Here is a 19,926-nt window from a genome sequence, read left to right on the forward strand (position 1 = left end):
ATGCTGCATTCCTTATCTCAAACTTTTGTGATTCTTTTACTTTCTATCTTCTTAGGTTCGATTGTTCACGCTAAACAAGAGTTTAGGGAGGATACAAGCTTGCTCACAGCGACAGGGAAGCTCAAGCCCGGTTCTCATGTAAAAGTCTTTTTGCCCAACTTACCCTACATTGCAAGTTCACATTCGATAAACGGCGCCTTGTTTCGTCCTGCTAACAATGAACTTGGTTGGGAGTACGACATGGCGGTGAGCCATAAAATTATCACCCCAAAACTGTATGAATTTACATTAAGAGAGGGCGTCAGGTTTCAAGATGGTACACCTTTTAACGCGGATGCTGTTCTGCTCAATATGGATTATTTTGTGAAGCAGCCCTATACCTTCACTAAGCTGCATCGAATACTAACTAAAGTCGAAAAAGTCTCTGAGCATCTCGTCCGCTTCCATTTGAGTGAAGATTACGGCCTACTCCTTTACGATGCAATTTGGCTGCAGTTTTATACCGAGCCATACCTAAAGAAATTCGGCTGGAATGGCAAACCATTCTGCCCCAATCTAGCAGAAGCCGGTCCTTACGGGTTGGGTCCTTATATCCTTAAACAAGGATATATCGAAGGCGACCGTCGAAGTGAAACCGCGGTTCTTGAACGTAACCCCCATTATTGGGATAAAGATGCAGCCAAGGTTGAAAAATTTACCCTTTATATGGGGATGACCCAAACCGAAGCTAAAGACTTAGCGTTACATGATGAAGGAAAAATCGATATCACCCCTGTTTTGTTCTCAGATCAACTTGAGTCGATCTTCGCTCCCTACTCCAAAATTCGCCGGCTTCAATCGACTAACACTTATATTGCGAGATTTAATCTCTTTACTGGAAATCCCATCTTCAAAGAGCGCGAAGTTCGAGAAATAGTCAACAATCTTATTGATCAAAACTCCTTAGTTTCACTTTCTATGAATGGTGAAGGCAGAACAACATATGTTTCGATTCCAGAGCAATTCTATGGAATGGAGCCTGCCCTTGCGATTATCAAACGTAATCAACAGCAGCACATAAATTCGGATATTAAAGCCGCCGCTCAACGTTTAAACCAATACAAATCCAAATACGGCTACGCGAAGAATGAGAAAATTCCACTACGATTTTTAGCCCAGGAAAGCATGCGATACATGCTCAACGATATTAAGTTCTTCTTAGAGAAATTAGACTTTGAAGTAGAGCTCATCATTGCCAACTCTGAGTCAGAAATGTTCGCAAGCGCAATTGGTGCTAAGAACAAAAGCAATGACATAGACTTTGATCTGGTTTTATGGCCAAACTTTGATTGGTTGAGAAACCCGTGGGTGTCATTTTTCATTTTCGATACCAGTTCTGACTGGGCAACAACCGAACCAGAGTTTCACTTAGATGAATTGATAAATAACTTTATCGCTACGCCTTATACATCTGAACATTATATTGATCGATTGCACGACTTGCTCAAGCACATTCGTTTTATGAACTATCAGTTGAGCCTACCCAGCCCCTTCAATATCATCGCGCTGAACAAAGAAATCATTTTTGAGCCTCGCACCTCCGCGGTCTTCCCCCTTTGGGAAATTCAAGTCAGCGATAATCATTGGTCGATAAGAGGAGCAAGCGAATACCCTCAAGAGCTAAAAGTCCCTGTAAAAGTAAAGACTTTTGGAGATGAATAAATATGACCAAATTCGCGGAAGATAGCTTATCGAAGAAGATATTAGTTCTATTTATCACAACGACTTCTGTCTTGATACTTCAAGGGCTTTACAACACATACAACATCAACGATGTCAATCATTCGATTAGGCAAGTGCATGATTCAGTATTTCTTGTAAATCAAAACAATAAAGAGATTTCATATCCCGTGTCTGAACTTAGGCAACTCACTATGTTTTTGGTTATGGCTCCGGATCTTCAAGCAAAGCAAGAAATCATCGTACTGATCAACAAAGATATAGAGCTTATCGATAAGGGAATACAGCGTGAAATCGATAACTCTAACTTTGACCCTACGATTGCAGGACTATCTAACCAAATCAAAGAGTCTTGGTTAGACTACCGACACAGTGTCTTACAAACATTACGATATTCAGAAAATGGTATTCGTATCGCTGAGTTCATGCATATAACAACTGACGCTAAGGAAACTTATGATGAGCTGATCGCAAATGTTGAAGCATATAACAATCATCTTGTAACGCTAAGCGACGGTATTTATATAGAAGCTCAGGAAAGCTCAAGATGGGCGTTTTGGGCGGTTATTATCACAACTGTAACCGAAGCGTTTATCTTGAAAGTCATTTTGTTTTACGTGTTGAATCTGGTTAAAAAGCGTTTGGACGAGAGAAAACAACACGCGCTTGAACTTATGAATAAAAACGCTGAGCTTCAAGTCAATATCAAGCAGCTACAAACGGTTCAAAACCAACTCCTTGAGGCAGAAAAACAGGCATCGTTATCTAAATTGGTCGCAGGGGTTGCTCATGAGATTAACACGCCAGTTGGACTTGGTATTACGACTTCCACTCATTTAAAAGGGCTTACCGAAACAATAGAGGACAAGGTTACTCAAAATACGTTGACCAAACCTGATCTCGATGAGTTTATAGAACAGTCGCATGACGTGACGCGTATTCTAATCAGTAACCTGACCCGAGCTGCGGAAATCATTCAACGATTTAAGCGCCTTTCGTCCGACAATATTCACTCCTTAGTCGAAAAACTCAATATTGGTCAAAAGATTAATGACACCATCTTAGCACTAGGCCCGAACATGAAAGGGATCAAGATTAACTGTGAGAATTTTCAGGATATCGAGGTTAAAACTGACTCTGGTGCTATTTACCACACTATTTCAAATTTGGTGCTAAACGCGAAAAACCACGCTTTTGAAAATGTTGAAGACCCGACAGTTACCATAAGAATGGAAGACTATGACGAGAAAAGCGTTCGTATTACAGTTACAGATAATGGGAATGGAATAAACAAGGACGATCAAAATAGGATCTTTGATCCGTTTTTCAGCACCAACAGAGAGAACGGCGGAACGGGGTTAGGATTATCGATTGTTTACAATGTGCTGGCCAGAATCGATGGCTCAATAGAATGTGAAAGTGAAGAAGGCCAAGGAACGACATTTACCATCGAAATCCCTGGCCCTGCAAAACTCATCACCGCTGAATGATTGCGTTTATACGAGTTAAATTACGCCAAGCTCTCTCAGGCGCTCCATTAAATAGCTATGGGCAGTGTAACGCTCCGATAGCACGACATCAGGTTTTGGGTGTAGGAACAATGGCAGTGAAATACGTGACTGCTCTTGGCGAGCACCTGTAGGGTTGATCACGCGGTGCGTCGTTGATGGAAAATAACCACCCGATGCTTCTTGCAGCATATCGCCAATATTGATGATCAAATTACCAAAGTCACAAGGTACATCGATCCAGTTTCCATCTTTACCAAGCACCTGAAGCCCAGGCTCATTTGCTGCTGGTAATACTGTCAGCAAGTTGATGTCTTCATGCGCAGCAGCACGAATAGCGCCCGGCTCTTCCTCGCCTGTCATAGGTGGGTAATGAAGAATACGAAGTAGTGTTTTATCACTACCGTTAATCATTTCTGATAGCGCGATAGAAAATTTCTCTTGAACCTCTTTTGGTGCATGAGCTTCTACCCAACCAAGTAGCTCTTCTGCAAAAGCATTGGCTCGCTGGTAATATTCCATGATTTGCTCTTTGAGCTCTTCTGGCATTTGCCCCCAAGGATAAACATGAAAATATTCTTTAATGTCTTTTACTGTATGGCCCTTTGCTACTTCAGATACTGAAGGTGGGAAGTAACCATCTTGCGTCTCTACATTAAAAGTGAACTCATTTTTACGCTCGGACATAAAGAACTTGTACCAGTTCTCGTAGATAGACTCGACAAGCTCTTTTGGGATAGGGTGATTTTTTAATACACCGAAGCCTGTTTCACGCAAAGAAGTTACAAATTGCTCCGCTGCATTGTCAGCAAGATAATCGACAGTTTCCAGTTTCATGACTTTTCTTTTTCATTATTGATATTAGAGCCGAGATTCTAAGTGTGAGATTTAAGTAAATCAAACTTTGATGAAATGAAACGGCAAGTTTAACGTTTAATTGTGCGTTATCGTTCTCTTTCAACAGCTTTGGTTATCTGCCTTACAACATTAAGTTACATCGACAATTGAACATTGTTCAATTGAGTGTCATTATGCGAGTTTTGTTAAGGAAGATCTTATGCCGTTTGAGCGTTCATCCCTTCTAAAAGCACTAAGTGTTACTTATGTTTTTGTCTTTATTTTCTCCGCAATTGAGCCAAGTTCACGGGCGGTTTGGATTGCTGAAATTGTACCAGCATTGGGCGTTTTGGCTGCGATTTGGTGGGTATCGCGTGTACACCGTTTTACATCAACCGCCTACTATCTGATGTTCGTTTGGCTATTTCTTCACACAATTGGCGCTAAATACACGTTCGCTGAAGTTCCCTTTGACTGGTTTAACCAACTGATCAGCTCTGAGAGAAACAATTTTGATCGCGTCGCACATTACTCAATTGGTCTGTTTGCTTATCCTATTGCGGAGTACCTCGTCGTTAAAAATAAAATGGCGCTTAACTACGCTCTAGCATTTGCGCTGTTTGCGATCATGTCTCTGGCCGCTGGGTATGAGATTATTGAGTGGTGGTACGCAGCCCTCGCCGGTGGAGACGAAGGCATTGCATTTTTGGGGTCACAAGGTGATATTTGGGATGCTCAGAAAGACATGCTGATGGATACTTTAGGTGCCCTAACTGCCCTTACTCTGTTTAGTTATCAACAGCGTGTGTTTTCTTCAATCCATGTTAAATAAGGGTTGAAGCCCTCTACAAAGGGAACTTGAACAACTTGTGGTACTTCATATTCATGGGCCTCTACCACAACTTGTTCAAGCTCGGCGTAACAGGCCTTTTTGGTTTTGATGATTAGCAGTATTTCGTCGTCACTGCAGACTTCGCCTTTCCATACATAATGGCTCTGAATTGGCATAGTTTGTATGCAAGCTGCAAGGCCCTTAGAGAGTATTGCTTCAATGAGCTCACTTTTATTTTTGTCGGTGTTCGTCGTGGTCAACGTAATGCAAAACTGTCCACTCATTAATCGATCCTACCTTGTGATATAACGTTAACTGAAACTACTTCTGAATAATTACTGGATAATTTTGTCCAACTAGCTCTTTAACAAAGCTAGAGCCATCACCTTTATACGTAACCCAGGCTTTTTTCTTCGCTCGTGTTAAAGCGACATAAAACAACCGACGCTCCTCGGCATAAGGGAAAGCATCACTAGATTGGGTCAATGCGCTGTCCAAATGCAATGTCTTCACTCTGGTCGGAAACTGCCCTTCGTCTACCGAAACGATAATGACGTAATCAGCTTCTTTGCCCTTACTTGCATGGCATGTCATGTATTCGATAGACAACAAACCAAACTGCTTTTGCCAGTCACTCAAAAGATCCGGCTTATGGTAATGGTTGCGACCGAGTATCAAGACGGTTTGAGTCGCTTTCGCCTTACGGTTAAGATCGTCCAAGATCTTTTCTACATTGGCTGTTGGTGCAAGCACCACGGCTTTCGCTTTTTGCTGCTTGTGGCTATTTAGTGTTTTCTCTAGCTGAGTAGGGTTTTGCTGCACAAACTGATTGGCAACCTCTCCCAACTGGTTATTGAAACGATAGGTTGTATCTAAATGGTGGACCGTAGAATGAGGAAAGCGCTCAGAAAATCCAGTCGTTAGATCGACATCCGAACCTGCAAACTCGTAAATTGATTGCCAATCATCACCTACGGCAAAAAGAACACATTCTTGATGCTTATCTTGCTGACACAAAGCCTCAACCAGGGCTAAACGCTGCGGCGAAATATCTTGATACTCATCAATCATGATAAATTTCCAAGGACAACGGAACTTGCCCTTCTCCACCAGCTTGGTCGCTTGGGTAATCATGATATTGAAATCAATATGCCCCTCACTCTTTAGCATATCCTGCCAAGCGGTATAACATGGCCATACAAGTGCAAGTTCACTGTTTAGGCGAGTATACTCAGGGTGTTCAATCAATGATTGCTGAATTTCTTTCTTGCTCGTCCCCATTGCACTCAACTGCGATAACTGCTTTTCAAGCCACGCAATCAATTTTGGGTTTTCAACATGACTGCCAAGTTCTTCATCACCGGCAAGGTAAGCAATAGGCCATTTTTGTAAGTGTTTTTGCCAACGTTTAAACGCCGTCGGTGTCATCCAATGTTTCTTAAGCCAATCGACACACCACGCTGTGCGCATTCCATCATCAAGCGCGATTGGTGAAATCGTTACATCTTGCCCTTCAACTTGCTTAAGAATGTACAAACCAAGCTGGTGAAAGGTGTTAACACGAACTTGCTCTGCGCTCAATCCAATTTTATCGCTTAAGCGTGTTTTCATCTCATTGGCGGCATCGCGGCCAAAAGCAAGCATTAATATTTGCTCAGCTTGAGCCAAATGACTTTGGAGCAAATAGGCAACTCGTGCGGTTAACACACTGGTTTTTCCTGAGCCTGCACCTGCTAGAATCAAATTATTGTCATCATTTAGCAAAACGGCTTGTTGTTGAGTATGATTGAGCGGAGAAGATTCAATCTGTGAGAATAAAACCTTCCAGTTTTCTAACTCATTCACCATCCAATCTTGGTTTCGCTCAGATAGCGTTTTGTCAGTTTCAACAATCCATGGAAGCAACTCCGATACCCGGTCTGGCATACGTAACATTGCGTCTTCAAGGTCCATTTCCATCTTGTCAAAATCGTTATCCAACTCCGCTAGCCAGGCATTAACTTTTGAGTGCGTAAGAAATGAAGGTTGACGCTTGAATCCGCTAATCGCACTTTCCCATTTCGGAAGGTACTCAACAAGTTGTCTACATTGATTCTGATGCCATTGCTGATACGACGCTACAGCGTAACGAGCAAACTCTCTACAGCGCTCCCAATCTAAACCTTGAACCAGCCATGACTGTTGTTGCCCTTCTTCTTGGTGGGCAAAAAATTGTAACCCGCCCCAAAAAAGGCCTCTTTTGAGTTTTACCTTCCCACTCCATACATTAAATGGAATGCGTTCTTCACTCCTATCGGAGCTTAACACTAGGTAATCAGATTCGAGTTTGACTTGATGGTATTCGTTTTGAATTAAAAACTGTGCAGTCTTGTTAGCGATTAGCTGCATTGATGTCGTATCCATGTTTTGCATGGCACACATCATAACTCAACACTGACTGAGTTTGAAAAGATCATGTAAATATCCGCAGATTACTTCACGCTGTCTAATCAATGCGCAAATGAATAGGTTTCTTTATCTGTATCAGAAGTTTACCATTGACTATTAGCTACAATGCTTTTATCGCAATTAATAAGTAGAAGATACGTGCAATTTTTTAGTCAGTTACGCCTTTATTGGGCCAACAAAACCATCAACTACAGCTTGCTGATTCTCGTAACCCTATTGGGTGTGGTCATCCCTGCTTGGTATTACGAACTAAATTCGCTGATTATCCCCTTAATCCTTGGCATTATCGCAGCGGCTCTTGCGGAAAGTGACGACAAGTTTACTGGCAGGCTAAAATCAGTCACTTTGACCTTGATATGCTTTGCCGTCGCTTCCTTCTCAATCGAGTTGCTGTTTAGCACCCCTATCTTCTTTGCCATAGGTCTATTTGTATCCACTTTCGGATTCATTATGCTTGGTGCTATTGGACCTCGTTACGCCAGCATCGCTTTTGGTTCACTTTTGATTGCGATTTACGCCATGTTAGGGGCCCACGAAAGTACCAACCTCTGGTTCCAGCCATTGCTGCTTTTATCCGGGGCTGCGTGGTATTTCTTTATGTCGATGGTCTGGTCTGCATTTTGGCCAATGCAACCTGTTCAGCAAAGTCTTGCCGCTGTTTTTCTTCAGCTTGCAAACTACCTGGAATCCAAAAGCCAACTGTTCCACCCGGTGACTAACTTAACGCCTCAACCCCATCGTATAGAAGAAGCTCGGCTTAATGCCGCAACGGTTACAGCCCTCAACACGTGTAAAATGACGTTACTAAACCGCTCCAAAAGAGGCCATGTTGACGGCGCTTCCGACCGCTTCCTGAATATTTACTTTCTTGCACAAGATATCCACGAACGTGTGAGTTCAAGCCACTATCGGTATCAGGAGTTATCGACTCATTTTGAGCGCTCAGATGTCCTTTTCCGTTTTAAGTACCTATTGGAAAGCCAAGCGAAAGCATGTCGTGAAATCGCTAAATCCATACGTTTAGGTAAAGAGTACCAGCACAGTGATGAATCAGTTCTCGCGTTGGATGAGCTACTCAACTCTCTTAATTTCCTACAAGAGCAAAATAAGCATGAGTGGCGCTCCTTGATTAATCAGCTCAATTACCTATTCAATAACCTGGCTACTGTCGAGAAGCAGTTAAGCAACGTGAATAACCCTGATGCGAATCGACTGGAAGAAGAAGTCCTTGATGACACTGAGGCGCATACAATTAAAGCGATGTGGCTTCGAATTAAGTCGAATTTTAACAAAGACTCGATGCTATTTCGTCACGCAATCCGTATGTCCATTGCACTAACAGCCGGCTATGGCATCATTCAGGGGTTCGATATAGAGCGTGGTTACTGGATTCTCTTAACCACATTGTTTGTGTGTCAGCCAAACTACAGTGCAACGCGCCAGAAGCTCGTAGCCCGAGTTATTGGTACATTAGCGGGTTTGCTTGTCGGTGTCCCATTACTCACATTCTTCCCATCCCAAGAGAGTCAATTAGTCTTCATCGTTCTTTCTGGTGTTGCTTTTTTTGCTTTCCGATTGGCAAACTACGGCTACGCGACCGGTTTTATCACCCTTTTAGTACTCTTCTGTTTTAATCAACTTGGCGAAGGGTATGCCGTCGTCTTGCCTCGATTGGCTGATACTCTTATTGGATGTGCACTAGCAGTAGGCGCAGTCGCTTTTATTCTTCCTGATTGGCAATCAAAAAGACTGCACAAAGTAATGGCTGAAGCCATCGGCTCTAACCGGGCTTATCTAGCACAAATCATTGGCCAATATCGTATCGGTAAAAAAGATAATCTCTCCTATCGAATTGCTCGTCGTCATGCACACAATCAAGATGCAAACTTAACTAACGCCATCAGCGCAATGCTAGCGGAGCCAGGAAAATATCGCTCAGCAGTAGATGAAAGCTTTCGTTTTCTGACACTCAGCCACGCTTTGCTAAGTTACATTTCAGCCCTGGGCGCACATCGAAGAAGAATTGACAACGAAGATACACACCAACTGGTACTTGATGCCCATAGAACCATCCACCAACATTTAGAAACACTGTTTGATCAACTTAACGATCATTGTGACAGCTGCGACGCTGTTCACATTGACGATCCTAATTTAGAAGCGCGCCTTTCAGAATGGCGCGAAGAAGATGACAGCTCAGTCCGTATGGTGCTCCAGCAACTCTACCTTATCTATCGTATGCTGCCGGAGCTTCATTCGCTTGCTTCAAAATTTGCGGTACGAGTAAATCATTAGGCTGTTATTTGAGCAGTTTATTGTTGGAGGTGACTCTTCGCCTCCTTCACTTTCCCCTTACACTACCTGACAGTTTTCGGACAATTATTAGCCACCTCAGCATAGACTAGAAACAAATGAACTTACCGGAGTAAGAGTGTGAAAGGAGACAACTCTCTATTCTCGGCCCAATACCAACATTTGATTCGGAGGCAAACTAATATGACCCCAATCCAATTTGAGCTATTTAAACAGCAAATAAGTAAACTTTCTCCGCAACAGTTGAAAGCACTTCGCGGAGAAATAAACACTACACTAGAGCACTCCTCAGAAGCGGCTTTGGTGACAGAAGAAGAGCTGAATCTAATTTCGAGCCTGTTCTCCTAGCACAACTTGCTCAAAACACAAACTCGCCTTAAGCTTAAGTTAGAGGGAGGTGTTTATGGCCGTATCTGTAATTCAATCAGGACATCAATTGATTGAACAGTCATCTAAGATGGCAGAGGAAGCTGCGCTCGAAATAAATCAAACTCCTGTAAATCAAGTTATTGAAAAAGACCAAGCACTCGATTTCAACAAAGTTGAATTCAAAGCCCCCGAAGTGCCAGACCCTTCCTATGTTGATTCAATGCTAAAACTCAACCAAGCAAGCCAATACAGCAAAGTGGGGACAAATATGCTGCAACGCGATCAAGATATGATAGGCACGCTACTCGATATTCATATTTAAATTGTACCAATCCATAAACAGGTATTGTTATCCCTCGCTAAGCCGTTAGAATCCCCCGATAACCTTTTTTCTTTATTTCGCTATGCCCAAATTAAATTTGTCTTACCGTGGCCGCCATCCGATTTTTGATCAAGGCTCACATACGGACGAGTTAGAACAATTACTCAGCCCTCGTTTTGAACGACCTTCCTTAAGATTAACCCCTAGCCCGTACATCAGTGAAAAAACCCTTTCCAAACGTTGGGATAAAATCGCTCCACTGACAGACAAAGCTCACTTATTCGATCCACATACGCAAGTGCACGCAGATTTATATAATAAGAACATTGAGCACTTCGTTGGGACGGTTAAATTACCAGTCGGAGTCGCGGGTCCACTAAGGGTAAATGGCCTTTTTGCCAACAATGATTACCTCGTTCCCTTAGCGACAACAGAAGCAGCCCTTGTCGCTTCATACAATCGCGGAGCGCAATTGATCACAGCAGCAGGTGGTGCAAGTGCAATGCTGATAAATGAGGGAGTAACTCGTACCCCCGTTTTCGCTTTTCATAATATTGCTGATGCTGGTCAGTTTGTCGCTTGGGTCGTTACTCAATACGATCACTTCAAACAAGTGGCAGAATCAACGACATCACATGGCAAGCTGCACGATATCAATATCAATATCGAAGGTAATCATGTTTACTTAGTATTTGAGTTTCATACTGGAGACGCATCTGGGCAAAATATGGTTACGATTGCAACCAATGAAGTCTATCACTACATTCTAGAGCACGCGCCTATTGAGCCAAAAGAGTCTTTCCTCGATGGTAATCTTTCTGGAGATAAGAAACCTAACGCCCACACCATGCGTCATGTGCGCGGTAAAAAGGTCACCGCAGAGGTCAGTTTATCCCGCCAGTTAGTAGAGAAATTTCTCCACACAACACCAGATAAGATGGTGAAGTTTGGTCAAGTGACGACAAGTGGAGCAGCGCTAAGTGGCGGCATCGGTGTTAACGCACATTATGCAAATGCTCTAGCTGCCTTATACATAGCGTGTGGACAGGATGCCGCTTGCGTTTCAGAGTCAGCGATTGGAATAACTCGTATGGAGTTGACTGAACAAGGTGGCCTTTATGCATGTGTTACCTTGCCTAACCTAATGGTCGGCACTGTTGGGGGCGGTACTGGGCTTCCAAGTCAAAAAGCATGTCTCGACATTATGGGATTACATGGTAATGGGAAAGCTAAAGCCCTAGCAGAAGTCGCCGCTTCTCTATGTTTAGCTGGTGAACTGTCTATTGTGGGAGCTTTTTGCGCCGAGCACTTTTCGCGCGCCCACCAAAAGCTCGCTCGTTAACTTTCATCTACAGTGCGAGCAGTTCCCACTGTTCGCACACCCTATTTCTACTCCCACTCATTGCCAAAAACCATATAAAGTGTGCGTAATATCAATTACTCACCCTTCACATATGCGACGAATCGCAAAACTTTGTATATTCTCGCATACTCATTAACATGCACTACCACAAAATGCCTACTAAAGAAGATTCAATAGAAGAGCTTGCCAATTTGCTGCAACCCGGAAGTAAGTTATCAGCAACGATTCATTTTGGTCCCGATGATCACTACTCGTTTAGTACTGTCTATGTGGGTTGCAAGCTGCCACAGTTTTTGATTGTCGATCTTCCGTCGAAAGCTCGTGAAGCTTTGATTATTAGAAAGTTGAGCAATACTGAAATCGTCGTTAGAGCGATTACTAATACAAAGCTTGGTCATATCATCGCGTTTAAATCGACCATCATTGTTAAATCCTCCACACCATCCGCACTGTTGTTTCTACGCATGCCGACTCACTTCGCCTCGAAGCCTGTACGGCAGCATGAACGCCATAGCATGAACATTCCTGCTGAGGTCAAATCACAGGATGTCTCTTATCACGGTAAACTTGTCGATTTTTCTGCTTCTGGCTGTGGCGTATTTCTACCAGGTGAGAATGAGCTCTCTTCTAATAGCTTAATTGAAATGCAATGTGCTTTATCACAATACCTTCCAGATGAGCTCAAACTCAATATTGTCAGTGTCTCTAGGGAAAGAGGCGGGAATAAACTTGGGATTAAATTCAATACTCCATTAGAAGTACATGATGACCTGAAACAAGCTTTAGTTGAGCACGCTTATCTATCTAGTCGCTACTAACTTCAACAAAGTTCTCTTTGAAATAGATCATCGCTTTGTTCAATGCGAGCTCTTTAATAGGCTTAACGATAACGTAATCAGCCCCATTGGCAATAAATGCTCGTTTGGTGTCTTGCATTCCATCTGCGGTACAGGCAAAGATTGGAATCTTTAAACCAAGTTCTTCGCGAATAATTCGTGTTGATTCTATACCACCGAGGCTTGGAAGCTGATTATCCATCAATACCAATGAAACGTTTGGATTGTCTCTTAAATAGTCGATGGCATTGTGTCCATCTTGGACCCAAGTAACGCTCATGCCGTACTTCTCGCAAAATGCTTTGGCAATAAACGCATTCGTGTGATTATCTTCAACCAACAAGACTTGTAATGAGTCAGAAAATAGAGTGCTTGGGTCAACGAGTAGGCTATTTGATTCAACACTCCTATCACCCAAGTAGATTTCTAGTGGCAATGTTGCAATTACCCGAGTTCCTTTTCCTGGCTCACTATGAATTGTAATCTTACCTTGCATCAACTCGACCAGGCTATGAACTATCGCCAAGCCTAAACCACTACCGCCATATTCTCGAGTCGTTGTCGCCTCCGCTTGGATAAATGGTTCAAAAATTGTCGCAAGTTGGCTTTCTTCTATCCCTATACCAGTGTCATCAACTACGATTTCCAGCTCATATTGGTCGTTGCGTTGTTCACAAGACAGTTGAACGCGCACTTCGCCTTCGTGGGTAAATTTAATCGAGTTGCTAACTAGATTAAATAGAATCTGATTCAAGCGGACTTGGTCACTATTAGCCCACATTTGAGAGCCAATACTACTGCGCATGTTCAAGTTGATACCCTTCTCGACGCAAAGTGGACGGAAAATCTTTTCTACCGTCGTTTCAAGTTCGACTAAGCGAAATTCATTGCTTTGTATATTGAATTTGCCCTGCTCAATTTTTGAAAAGTCGAGAATATCATTCAGTACAGCTAACAGGTGCTCACCACTATTACATAAAACATCTACATGCTCTAAAGCTTCTCGCTCATGTAGGCTGTGCTTAAGTAGCTGTGATACACCTAAAATACCATTCAGAGGTGTTCGTAATTCATGGCTCATCTTCGCTAAGAAATCTGCACGAACTCTTGCTGACTCTTCAGCCTCTTCTTTGGCTGCTTGGCTTTGCTTCTCAGCTTCAACGAAACTTGTGATGTCTTGGCCTTGTGCCATGATTTGCTTGGTGGTGTTATCGCTAATGATAGGAGATAGGTTCCAACGATAAGTCTTACTCCCAATCGTCGTGTTTACCCCCGTTAGCGTAGCCCCCTGTGCACACATTTTGACGTGAGGAGCCAACGCTTCTACCAGGCTGTTTCTTAAATTTTCATCATTGAAACATCGTTCCGCCGCAGGGTTATAGCGCATTAGACTCGCGTCACGCGTACTCCATAAGGTGACTGGTGAGAGTGAAAAGTTAAACAGATCAGCAAATTGTTTTTCATGTTCATTGAGTCGTTTAAAGGAAAGCTCAAAGCTTTGGCCAATTTGGTTGAACTCTTCAATCCCGGAGCCTCTAAACCTCTTAGTCTTTTGCGTTGAAAACGCCGACTCAATAAAACCCATCAGCTTTTTGAGCTCAAAAGAAACGCGTTTGCGCAGCCATAAGCGAGTTGAGACGGCGATAAAGGCAATCATAATTCCGGTAAACAACATCCACAGATACTGGCTTTTCACAAACCGTTCTATGTGATTATTACCCTGAACCGTGTAAACAGATAGAAATGTCGGTACGTCAGATATTTTCAAGTCTGTACGTGACACCATGTAACTACTGGCGTTTAGAGACTTGGAAGACTCCTCTAGCAGCTCTATATGGCGAAAGTTTTCCACCTTATTGCTTGATGCGATGACTTGGGATCCAACAGCCAAAAACAATTCGTCGGCATTGCTTCCTTTGGTTATAGCATTAATAAGAGAGAAATTATTGTTTAGTACAACGCCAATATAGAGATGCGCAATCACTTCGCCATTTCTTAGGTTTACTACCGGCGAGCGACGCATCATCAAATAGCGCATTCCCATAGTCGAAGGCGTTTGCGAAATGTGCCAAGAGTTTCCCGTGACAATATCGCTATTCAAATGACTGAGTTGAAAGTGTGAAATACCATAAAACTCGGCGTTGCCATCGTCCCAAAAGACTCCGTCGCTATTTGTCAAAAAACGGATATCTGGGGCTAGGTTCGGTAACACCTGATCGATACTTGAAAAGAAACGGTCGACAGCTAAATGATCATAACTGGCGATACCATTAACCAAAGAAACGCTGCGCGAGTAACTGTCTTGTTGGATTTCTAACGCTTTAAGGCGAAAATTAAAAATTTCTTGTACCAAACTCTGCGTTTGAGTTTTAGTACGCGCCACTTCCTGTGCTACCACTTCACGATTAACTTGGTAGTTCTGTAGCACCATAACCAAGGTAAGAACACCTATGGTTAAGAATATGGAGTTGGTAAGAAGCGTGGCTAACTGATAACGCCTGCCACGCTTAAATAATTTCGTCATTAAAGATCAGAATACCTAAAAGCGCGTTGTTTAAATGTCTCTATTTTTTTCGGACTGTCTTCGGATGTTACAACTTCAAAATCCCCGGAATAAACGTGAGGAACTTGCTTACCTTCGATGTCCCACTTAATTGCTTCTGCCATTGCAATGCCTGTATCGTCATTCATTCGCATTACAGTAACATCAAGATCGCCATTCGCTATCGCATCCAGTTCAGCGGTACCGCCGCCCCAACCATTTAGCATAATGTCTGTACGGTTTAGCTCTCTCAAAGCATCTGCCGCACCTAGAGCGACATCCGTAGAACATGCGTAAATAAAGCTTAAATCTGCGTCACTTTTGACAGCCTGAAGCGCTGTTTTGTAACCGGATTTTCGTGTTGCCGTGGTGTAAAATGAAGACGATAGCTTATAGCTGTCGTGATGACTCATCTCTTCAATAAACGTGTCACCACGAGCATAGCTAACATAGCCCTCAGAAAAGTATAAGACAGAATAGCGACTTTCTTTTTCTACTTTATCTTTGTAGTACTGCTCTAATAAGCGCGCACCGTGAATATGATCAAACCCAACATAAAGGAATGGCTGATGATCATCCCAAGCTCGAACAGGAGTCGTAATATTTTGCAAGATCAACTTAGTATCTGTTGAACTCATCACGTGTTCGATAAACTTACGGTGGCGGGTGGTATCTAGAGTGAAAATTAGGTAATCGGTGTTATTTTGAATAGCTTCTAATAGCGACAGGCTTTGTTGTCTTACATCAACGTTGGGTCGAGTAAAAACCTGATTTATTTTATAACTAATACCAAGCTTCTCGAGTCTAGTTTCGAAAGCCTTGATATTACGACTCCAATAGTCTGAAACCTGCTGCCCTGGATAGACGACCGAAATAGAAATGGGTTCATTTTGTTTGATTCCCACTGGTATCGGGTAGTCTCTAACAGCATTTGTTAACTCTTCTGTCAGTTTCTTCTGTTGAGGGAATTCTTTAAGGTAGTCCTCATATTGCCAGTAGCCATTAAGGACTTGCGTCGTGTGCGCATATGACATTGCTGATACTAGGGTTAGCATTGAGAATAGAGACGTTTTATACATCGGTTATTATTCTTCCCACTCTTGCCAGAATATACCTCAAGTATAATGATTCATGTCGATCTTGGTAGCATTAAAAACACAACAGCCAATCAATTGTTCAATTAAACGACGAATTAAATAAATCCTATATCTCGTTGAACTGATTAATTAAATACCGTGTCAAAATTAAATCCCAGCCATTAATTTGACACGGTTTTTTACATTATTTCCCAGCCATTAGAATGTAAATGCTAAATTACCAGACAGGCCGAATTGGTTATCCCCCGCATAGCTGCCCGCAATATCAACGCTAACCAAATCTCCTGGGCTGATGCCTAAACCAGCGGTGAAAGAACTGTCTAACGTGTCTTCCATATCGACTTCGTAACCCGCTCTTAACTGGGCCCAACCCCACGCATTGCCCTCAACACCTAAACGGAAAAACTGTGTGTCATCGTTTGAGCCAGAGAAACGTTTTTGCTTAGTAACGTCAAAATCAACGGTCGCTGTAAGCAGCTGCGTCGCGTACGCACCAGACAGCGTAACTTGAGTGTCTAGCTGATATTTATCACTCTTATCTTTCGTCTTTATTTCCTGAGAGAAGAGATCTTTAATCGCAATACCTGCACGAAAATCGTTTAAGAACCAAATAGCACCTAAATCTAGGTTAAAAGCACTCTTATTTGTTTCACTTTCATCATAATCATTGAGGTCAAAATCCTCTACGGTCAACGTTTCGCTATATGTAGTGAGTTGTTGGTATTTGGGCGTAACACCGAAAGAAAACTCTTGTCCCGCTAGCTTAACTCGCTTCGCTAAAGCCACACCATATTCCGAGTAGCCAAAAGCCGCCATGTTAACGTTAGAGTTGTTATATCGGTCAGCCACTCTTAGGTCTTCATCAACGATGCTAGTGTCAGATTCAGCGATATCAGTTTGAGCAATAATCTCGGCATATCCTCTCATATAAAAGTTACCTGAAACCATTCCAAAAGGAACCGCTACAGCTAGCCCGCCCCCTACACTAACAGCAAGAGGTTTGTCATCTGAGAGCTCATCTAGATGTTTATTAAGATCATTCCTTAAACTAGCGTCACTACTACCGCTATCTTCGTAGTCCTCAATCGTAGTTTGCAAATCATCGAGTGTTGAAAGGCTTTCGTCGGTGTCGCGAGCGTTTACGCCAATAGCAGGGGCTAGGATACCGAAATCATCTTCATCTCGATACACAGCAGTTAATGCGGGGTTATAGAATGGAGCAAGTAAGTAGTCGGCACTCGTGACGCCGGTATTACCCATTGCATTTCCGCGTCCATCCGCGACTACATTTGCAGCAACTGCAGACGTTCCGAACAAGGTGCAAGCCACTGCCAAAGGTAAGATTTTTAGTTGTTTCATAGTCCGTACCAACCTTCTTATTTGTTTTCATAAGCAAGATTAATACATTTCTATCATTTTGAGAGTGAATTATTCCACTTGTGTCACATCAATCACATTAATTAACGGAACTTCTCCTCGAACCAGCAGCTCTTTCTTCGCTTTAGTTAACCGTTTAATTCGGTATTCAACTTTAGAAGCGACACTTCTGCTGCTCATATCATCACTTTGCCATACCAGCTTTAGAGGCCCTTTCCCTTTTAATGCCTTAGCCCCTCGCCCACTTGCATGTTCAGCGAACCTTCGCTCTACGTCAGTGGTGATACCGCAGTATAGAGCATTAGAAGAAGTGCGAATTAGATACACAAACCAATTCGCACTGTTGTCTGATTTAGATGACATTAGCTAGTAAGCTGTTCAACCAGTTCTTTGAGCTCGGCTAACTCAGACTTTAACTCAGAGACTTCTTTTTCTAACACGTCTAAACGTTCGTTATTCGCGCTGCCATTAACAACTGGCGTAGATACCGTCGTAAGTGCTTCGATATCAACTTCGCCGCTAAACAAATGCATGTAACGAGATTCACGCTTGCCTGCTTCTCTAGGTAATTTGACAACCAAGGCGCCTTGTTCACGTGCCGCCATTTTCTCTAGCACCGCTTCAACTTCTTTAACGTCTGAAAAGTCAGCTAAACGGTTTGTTCGCGTACGCAATTCACCCGGGGTCTGAGGGCCACGCAACAATAAGCAGCAAGTAATGCCTTTCTCTTGTTTGGTCAGTTTCAAATCACCAAATTCAGTGTTGCAGAAACGGTGTTGAAACTTATTCGCGCGACTATTAAAACCACTTTCATCACTCACTAAACGACGGGCTATTAGAGCATCTACCGCTTCCTGTACTTCGCCGTCACTTAGAGACATCACGGGCTCTCTATTACTCTTTTGATTACAAGCGGAAGTTAAGCTGTTTAACGTCAGTGGGTAATAGTCAGGAGTTGTGACTTCTTTTTCAATCAGGCAGCCGATGACACGTGCTTCAATAGGACTTAGTTCGATATTCATTGTTATTTCCTTATTATACGCTTGCTAAAATGGCCTAATGTTCAGCAAGGAGGGGAACCTTTTTCATGTTACCGTTTTCATCAATCATCACGATTTTAGTACGGTTTAACTCAACCTCTGTAATTTCTTGTTGAGTTCGCTCGCTACGATAAGCTTTCACGAGTTTATCAGCTCGCGATGGCACAACAGTTTGTTCTTCTTTCGGAACTATAATGTCAGAAGTTCGCATGATTTCTTAGTCATTGATGTAACTCTATCTCGGAATCATATATCGAACTACAGCCTTGCCTCAATCACCAAATAAAGAGATTGGCGATAAAACCGTCAACATACTGTAATGATTGATCTTAAGACTGTTATCGGCCCCAATGTTGTGATTTAATCATTGGCAGTTAAAGGTAAAATCAGGAAAGAAAACCTATGAGTGGTGTATTTGAAATCGTAGCTCAGGCGCGTCGTAAGAATAAACTTAAACGTGAGCTTCTGGACAATGAGAAGAAAGTTCGCGATAACCGCAAACGTGTTGATCTGCTAGAGAACCTACTTGACTACATCAAGTCAGACATGAGCCATGACGAAATCGTCGGCATTATCAAAAACATGAAAGCAGACTACGAAGATCGCGTAGATGACCACATCATCAAGAGCGCAGAAATTTCTAAAGATCGTCGTGAAATCAGCCGTCGAATCCGCGAACTGACAGAAGAAGATAAGCAAGTACTACAAGGTAAGAAAAAGTAATCATTACTTTGTTAAACTCTGTTTACAGGCCTACACATTAAGTGTGGGCCTTTTTATTTTTTTGTAATTTTGGCAACAACTCACCAACACAATTGGTTATTATAAATCAGTAAATAACGCTAAACGTTTGCGTAATCGCTAACCTTCTCCGTTCCCCAAATTTGGACTTTCATCACACATTTAGCCCTGTTATATTTTACCCCAGATAAACAATTAGACCATTCGAGGCACGGAGCTTCCTCACTTATCTCACGAAGAGAAGAATTGGTACCGACACTGTTCGGCAAACTTTTAGAGGGTCAAATTATGGAAATGAATATGGTTGAAATTCTGGGCTACGCAGCGTCTATCATGGTAGCTATCTCATTAACCATGAAAGATATCGTTAAACTACGCGTTCTTAACTTTATCGGTTGTGCTCTATTCACAGCATACGGTTTGATGATTGATGCTTGGCCAGTTGTTGTTACAAACGGCTTCATCGCATGCGTTAACGTCTACTTCCTAGCGAAAATGCAAAGCGAAAAAAAGTCTGACGAAGCCAAAAGCGCCGCTTAACCTTTCCTAGACCCCAGACTTGTTCTGGGGTTTTCTTTATCT

Annotated in this window: 18 protein-coding genes and 1 pseudogene; 10 read left to right on the plus strand and 9 right to left on the minus strand. The window is 42.6% G+C overall.

Going from position 1 to position 19,926, the window contains the following annotated elements:
• Together AC4MRV_RS05010 and AC4MRV_RS05015 are read left to right on the plus strand one after the other, a co-directional pair.
• The gene (locus tag AC4MRV_RS05010; protein ID WP_491186327.1) at window positions 1–1,701 is read left to right on the plus strand and encodes an ABC transporter substrate-binding protein; all 1,701 of its coding nucleotides are present in this window, start codon (window positions 1–3) and stop codon (window positions 1,699–1,701) included.
• A gap of 2 nt (window positions 1,702–1,703) precedes the next feature.
• Window positions 1,704–3,209: an ATP-binding protein gene (locus AC4MRV_RS05015; protein ID WP_491186328.1), complete on the plus strand. Its 1,506-nt coding sequence runs from the start codon at window positions 1,704–1,706 to the stop codon at window positions 3,207–3,209.
• A 15-nt stretch (window positions 3,210–3,224) separates the two neighbouring features.
• Here AC4MRV_RS05015 and AC4MRV_RS05020 read toward each other — a convergent pair whose 3' ends face one another.
• Window positions 3,225–4,064 (minus strand): isopenicillin N synthase family dioxygenase, encoded by an 840-nt coding sequence (locus tag AC4MRV_RS05020; protein ID WP_491186329.1) that lies wholly within the window; start codon window positions 4,062–4,064, stop codon window positions 3,225–3,227.
• A gap of 220 nt (window positions 4,065–4,284) precedes the next feature.
• On the opposite strand from AC4MRV_RS05020, the gene AC4MRV_RS05025 reads away from it, so the two are divergent.
• Complete coding sequence (locus AC4MRV_RS05025; RefSeq protein WP_491186330.1) at window positions 4,285–4,896, plus strand: DUF2238 domain-containing protein; 612 nt, start codon at window positions 4,285–4,287, stop codon at window positions 4,894–4,896.
• Here AC4MRV_RS05025 and cutA read toward each other — a convergent pair.
• The gene (cutA, locus tag AC4MRV_RS05030) at window positions 4,860–5,180 is read right to left on the minus strand and encodes a divalent-cation tolerance protein CutA (RefSeq protein WP_491186331.1); all 321 of its coding nucleotides are present in this window, start codon (window positions 5,178–5,180) and stop codon (window positions 4,860–4,862) included. The genes AC4MRV_RS05025 and cutA overlap by 37 nt on opposite strands.
• A 37-nt stretch (window positions 5,181–5,217) precedes the next feature.
• The gene (gene helD, locus AC4MRV_RS05035; RefSeq protein ID WP_491186431.1) at window positions 5,218–7,284 is read right to left on the minus strand and encodes a DNA helicase IV; all 2,067 of its coding nucleotides are present in this window, start codon (window positions 7,282–7,284) and stop codon (window positions 5,218–5,220) included.
• Between the two features lie 198 nt (window positions 7,285–7,482).
• Between helD and yccS the strand changes: the two genes are divergently transcribed.
• From yccS to AC4MRV_RS05060, 5 genes are all read left to right on the plus strand, one after another.
• Window positions 7,483–9,639, plus strand: coding sequence for a YccS family putative transporter (gene yccS / locus AC4MRV_RS05040; protein ID WP_491186332.1), 2,157 nt, complete (start codon window positions 7,483–7,485; stop codon window positions 9,637–9,639).
• A gap of 201 nt (window positions 9,640–9,840) precedes the next feature.
• A complete protein-coding gene (locus AC4MRV_RS05045) occupies window positions 9,841–10,005 on the plus strand; it encodes a hypothetical protein (protein ID WP_491186333.1) in 165 nt (54 codons plus the stop codon).
• 55 nt (window positions 10,006–10,060) lie between these two features.
• Window positions 10,061–10,348, plus strand: coding sequence for a hypothetical protein (locus AC4MRV_RS05050; RefSeq protein WP_491186334.1), 288 nt, complete (start codon window positions 10,061–10,063; stop codon window positions 10,346–10,348).
• An 82-nt stretch (window positions 10,349–10,430) separates the two neighbouring features.
• On the plus strand, window positions 10,431–11,690 hold the full coding sequence (locus tag AC4MRV_RS05055; protein WP_491186335.1) for a hydroxymethylglutaryl-CoA reductase: 1,260 nt from the start codon (window positions 10,431–10,433) through the stop codon (window positions 11,688–11,690).
• Between the two features lie 173 nt (window positions 11,691–11,863).
• Entirely contained in the window at window positions 11,864–12,529 is a 666-nt protein-coding gene (locus AC4MRV_RS05060; RefSeq protein WP_491186336.1) for a PilZ domain-containing protein, read from the plus strand.
• Here AC4MRV_RS05060 and luxQ read toward each other — a convergent pair.
• The 6 genes from luxQ to AC4MRV_RS05090 all read right to left on the minus strand — a co-directional run bounded on the left by luxQ (window position 12,516) and on the right by AC4MRV_RS05090 (window position 18,814).
• A complete protein-coding gene (luxQ, locus tag AC4MRV_RS05065) occupies window positions 12,516–15,071 on the minus strand; it encodes a quorum-sensing autoinducer 2 sensor kinase/phosphatase LuxQ (RefSeq protein WP_491186337.1) in 2,556 nt (851 codons plus the stop codon). The genes AC4MRV_RS05060 and luxQ overlap by 14 nt on opposite strands.
• Window positions 15,071–16,168: a substrate-binding domain-containing protein gene (locus AC4MRV_RS05070; protein ID WP_491186338.1), complete on the minus strand. Its 1,098-nt coding sequence runs from the start codon at window positions 16,166–16,168 to the stop codon at window positions 15,071–15,073. The genes luxQ and AC4MRV_RS05070 overlap by 1 nt, the downstream gene beginning before the upstream one ends.
• Window positions 16,169–16,384: 216 nt before the next feature.
• Window positions 16,385–17,545 (minus strand): conjugal transfer protein TraF, encoded by a 1,161-nt coding sequence (locus tag AC4MRV_RS05075; RefSeq protein WP_491186339.1) that lies wholly within the window; start codon window positions 17,543–17,545, stop codon window positions 16,385–16,387.
• Window positions 17,546–17,614: 69 nt separating this feature from the next.
• The gene (locus tag AC4MRV_RS05080; RefSeq protein WP_491186340.1) at window positions 17,615–17,926 is read right to left on the minus strand and encodes a GIY-YIG nuclease family protein; all 312 of its coding nucleotides are present in this window, start codon (window positions 17,924–17,926) and stop codon (window positions 17,615–17,617) included.
• Complete coding sequence (locus tag AC4MRV_RS05085; protein WP_491186341.1) at window positions 17,926–18,585, minus strand: YceH family protein; 660 nt, start codon at window positions 18,583–18,585, stop codon at window positions 17,926–17,928. Before AC4MRV_RS05085 ends, AC4MRV_RS05080 begins: the two co-directional genes overlap by 1 nt.
• A 34-nt stretch (window positions 18,586–18,619) precedes the next feature.
• On the minus strand, window positions 18,620–18,814 hold the full coding sequence (locus tag AC4MRV_RS05090; RefSeq protein ID WP_491186342.1) for a hypothetical protein: 195 nt from the start codon (window positions 18,812–18,814) through the stop codon (window positions 18,620–18,622).
• 188 nt (window positions 18,815–19,002) lie between these two features.
• Here AC4MRV_RS05090 and AC4MRV_RS05095 point away from each other — a divergent pair.
• Both AC4MRV_RS05095 and AC4MRV_RS05100 read left to right on the plus strand, forming a co-directional pair.
• Window positions 19,003–19,326, plus strand: a pseudogene (locus tag AC4MRV_RS05095) (DUF496 family protein); the annotation flags it as partial.
• Between the two features lie 306 nt (window positions 19,327–19,632).
• Entirely contained in the window at window positions 19,633–19,884 is a 252-nt protein-coding gene (locus AC4MRV_RS05100) for a YgjV family protein (protein WP_491186343.1), read from the plus strand.
• Window positions 19,885–19,926: the final 42 nt, after the last annotated feature.

It is taken from the genome of Vibrio sp. (assembly GCF_984391705.1).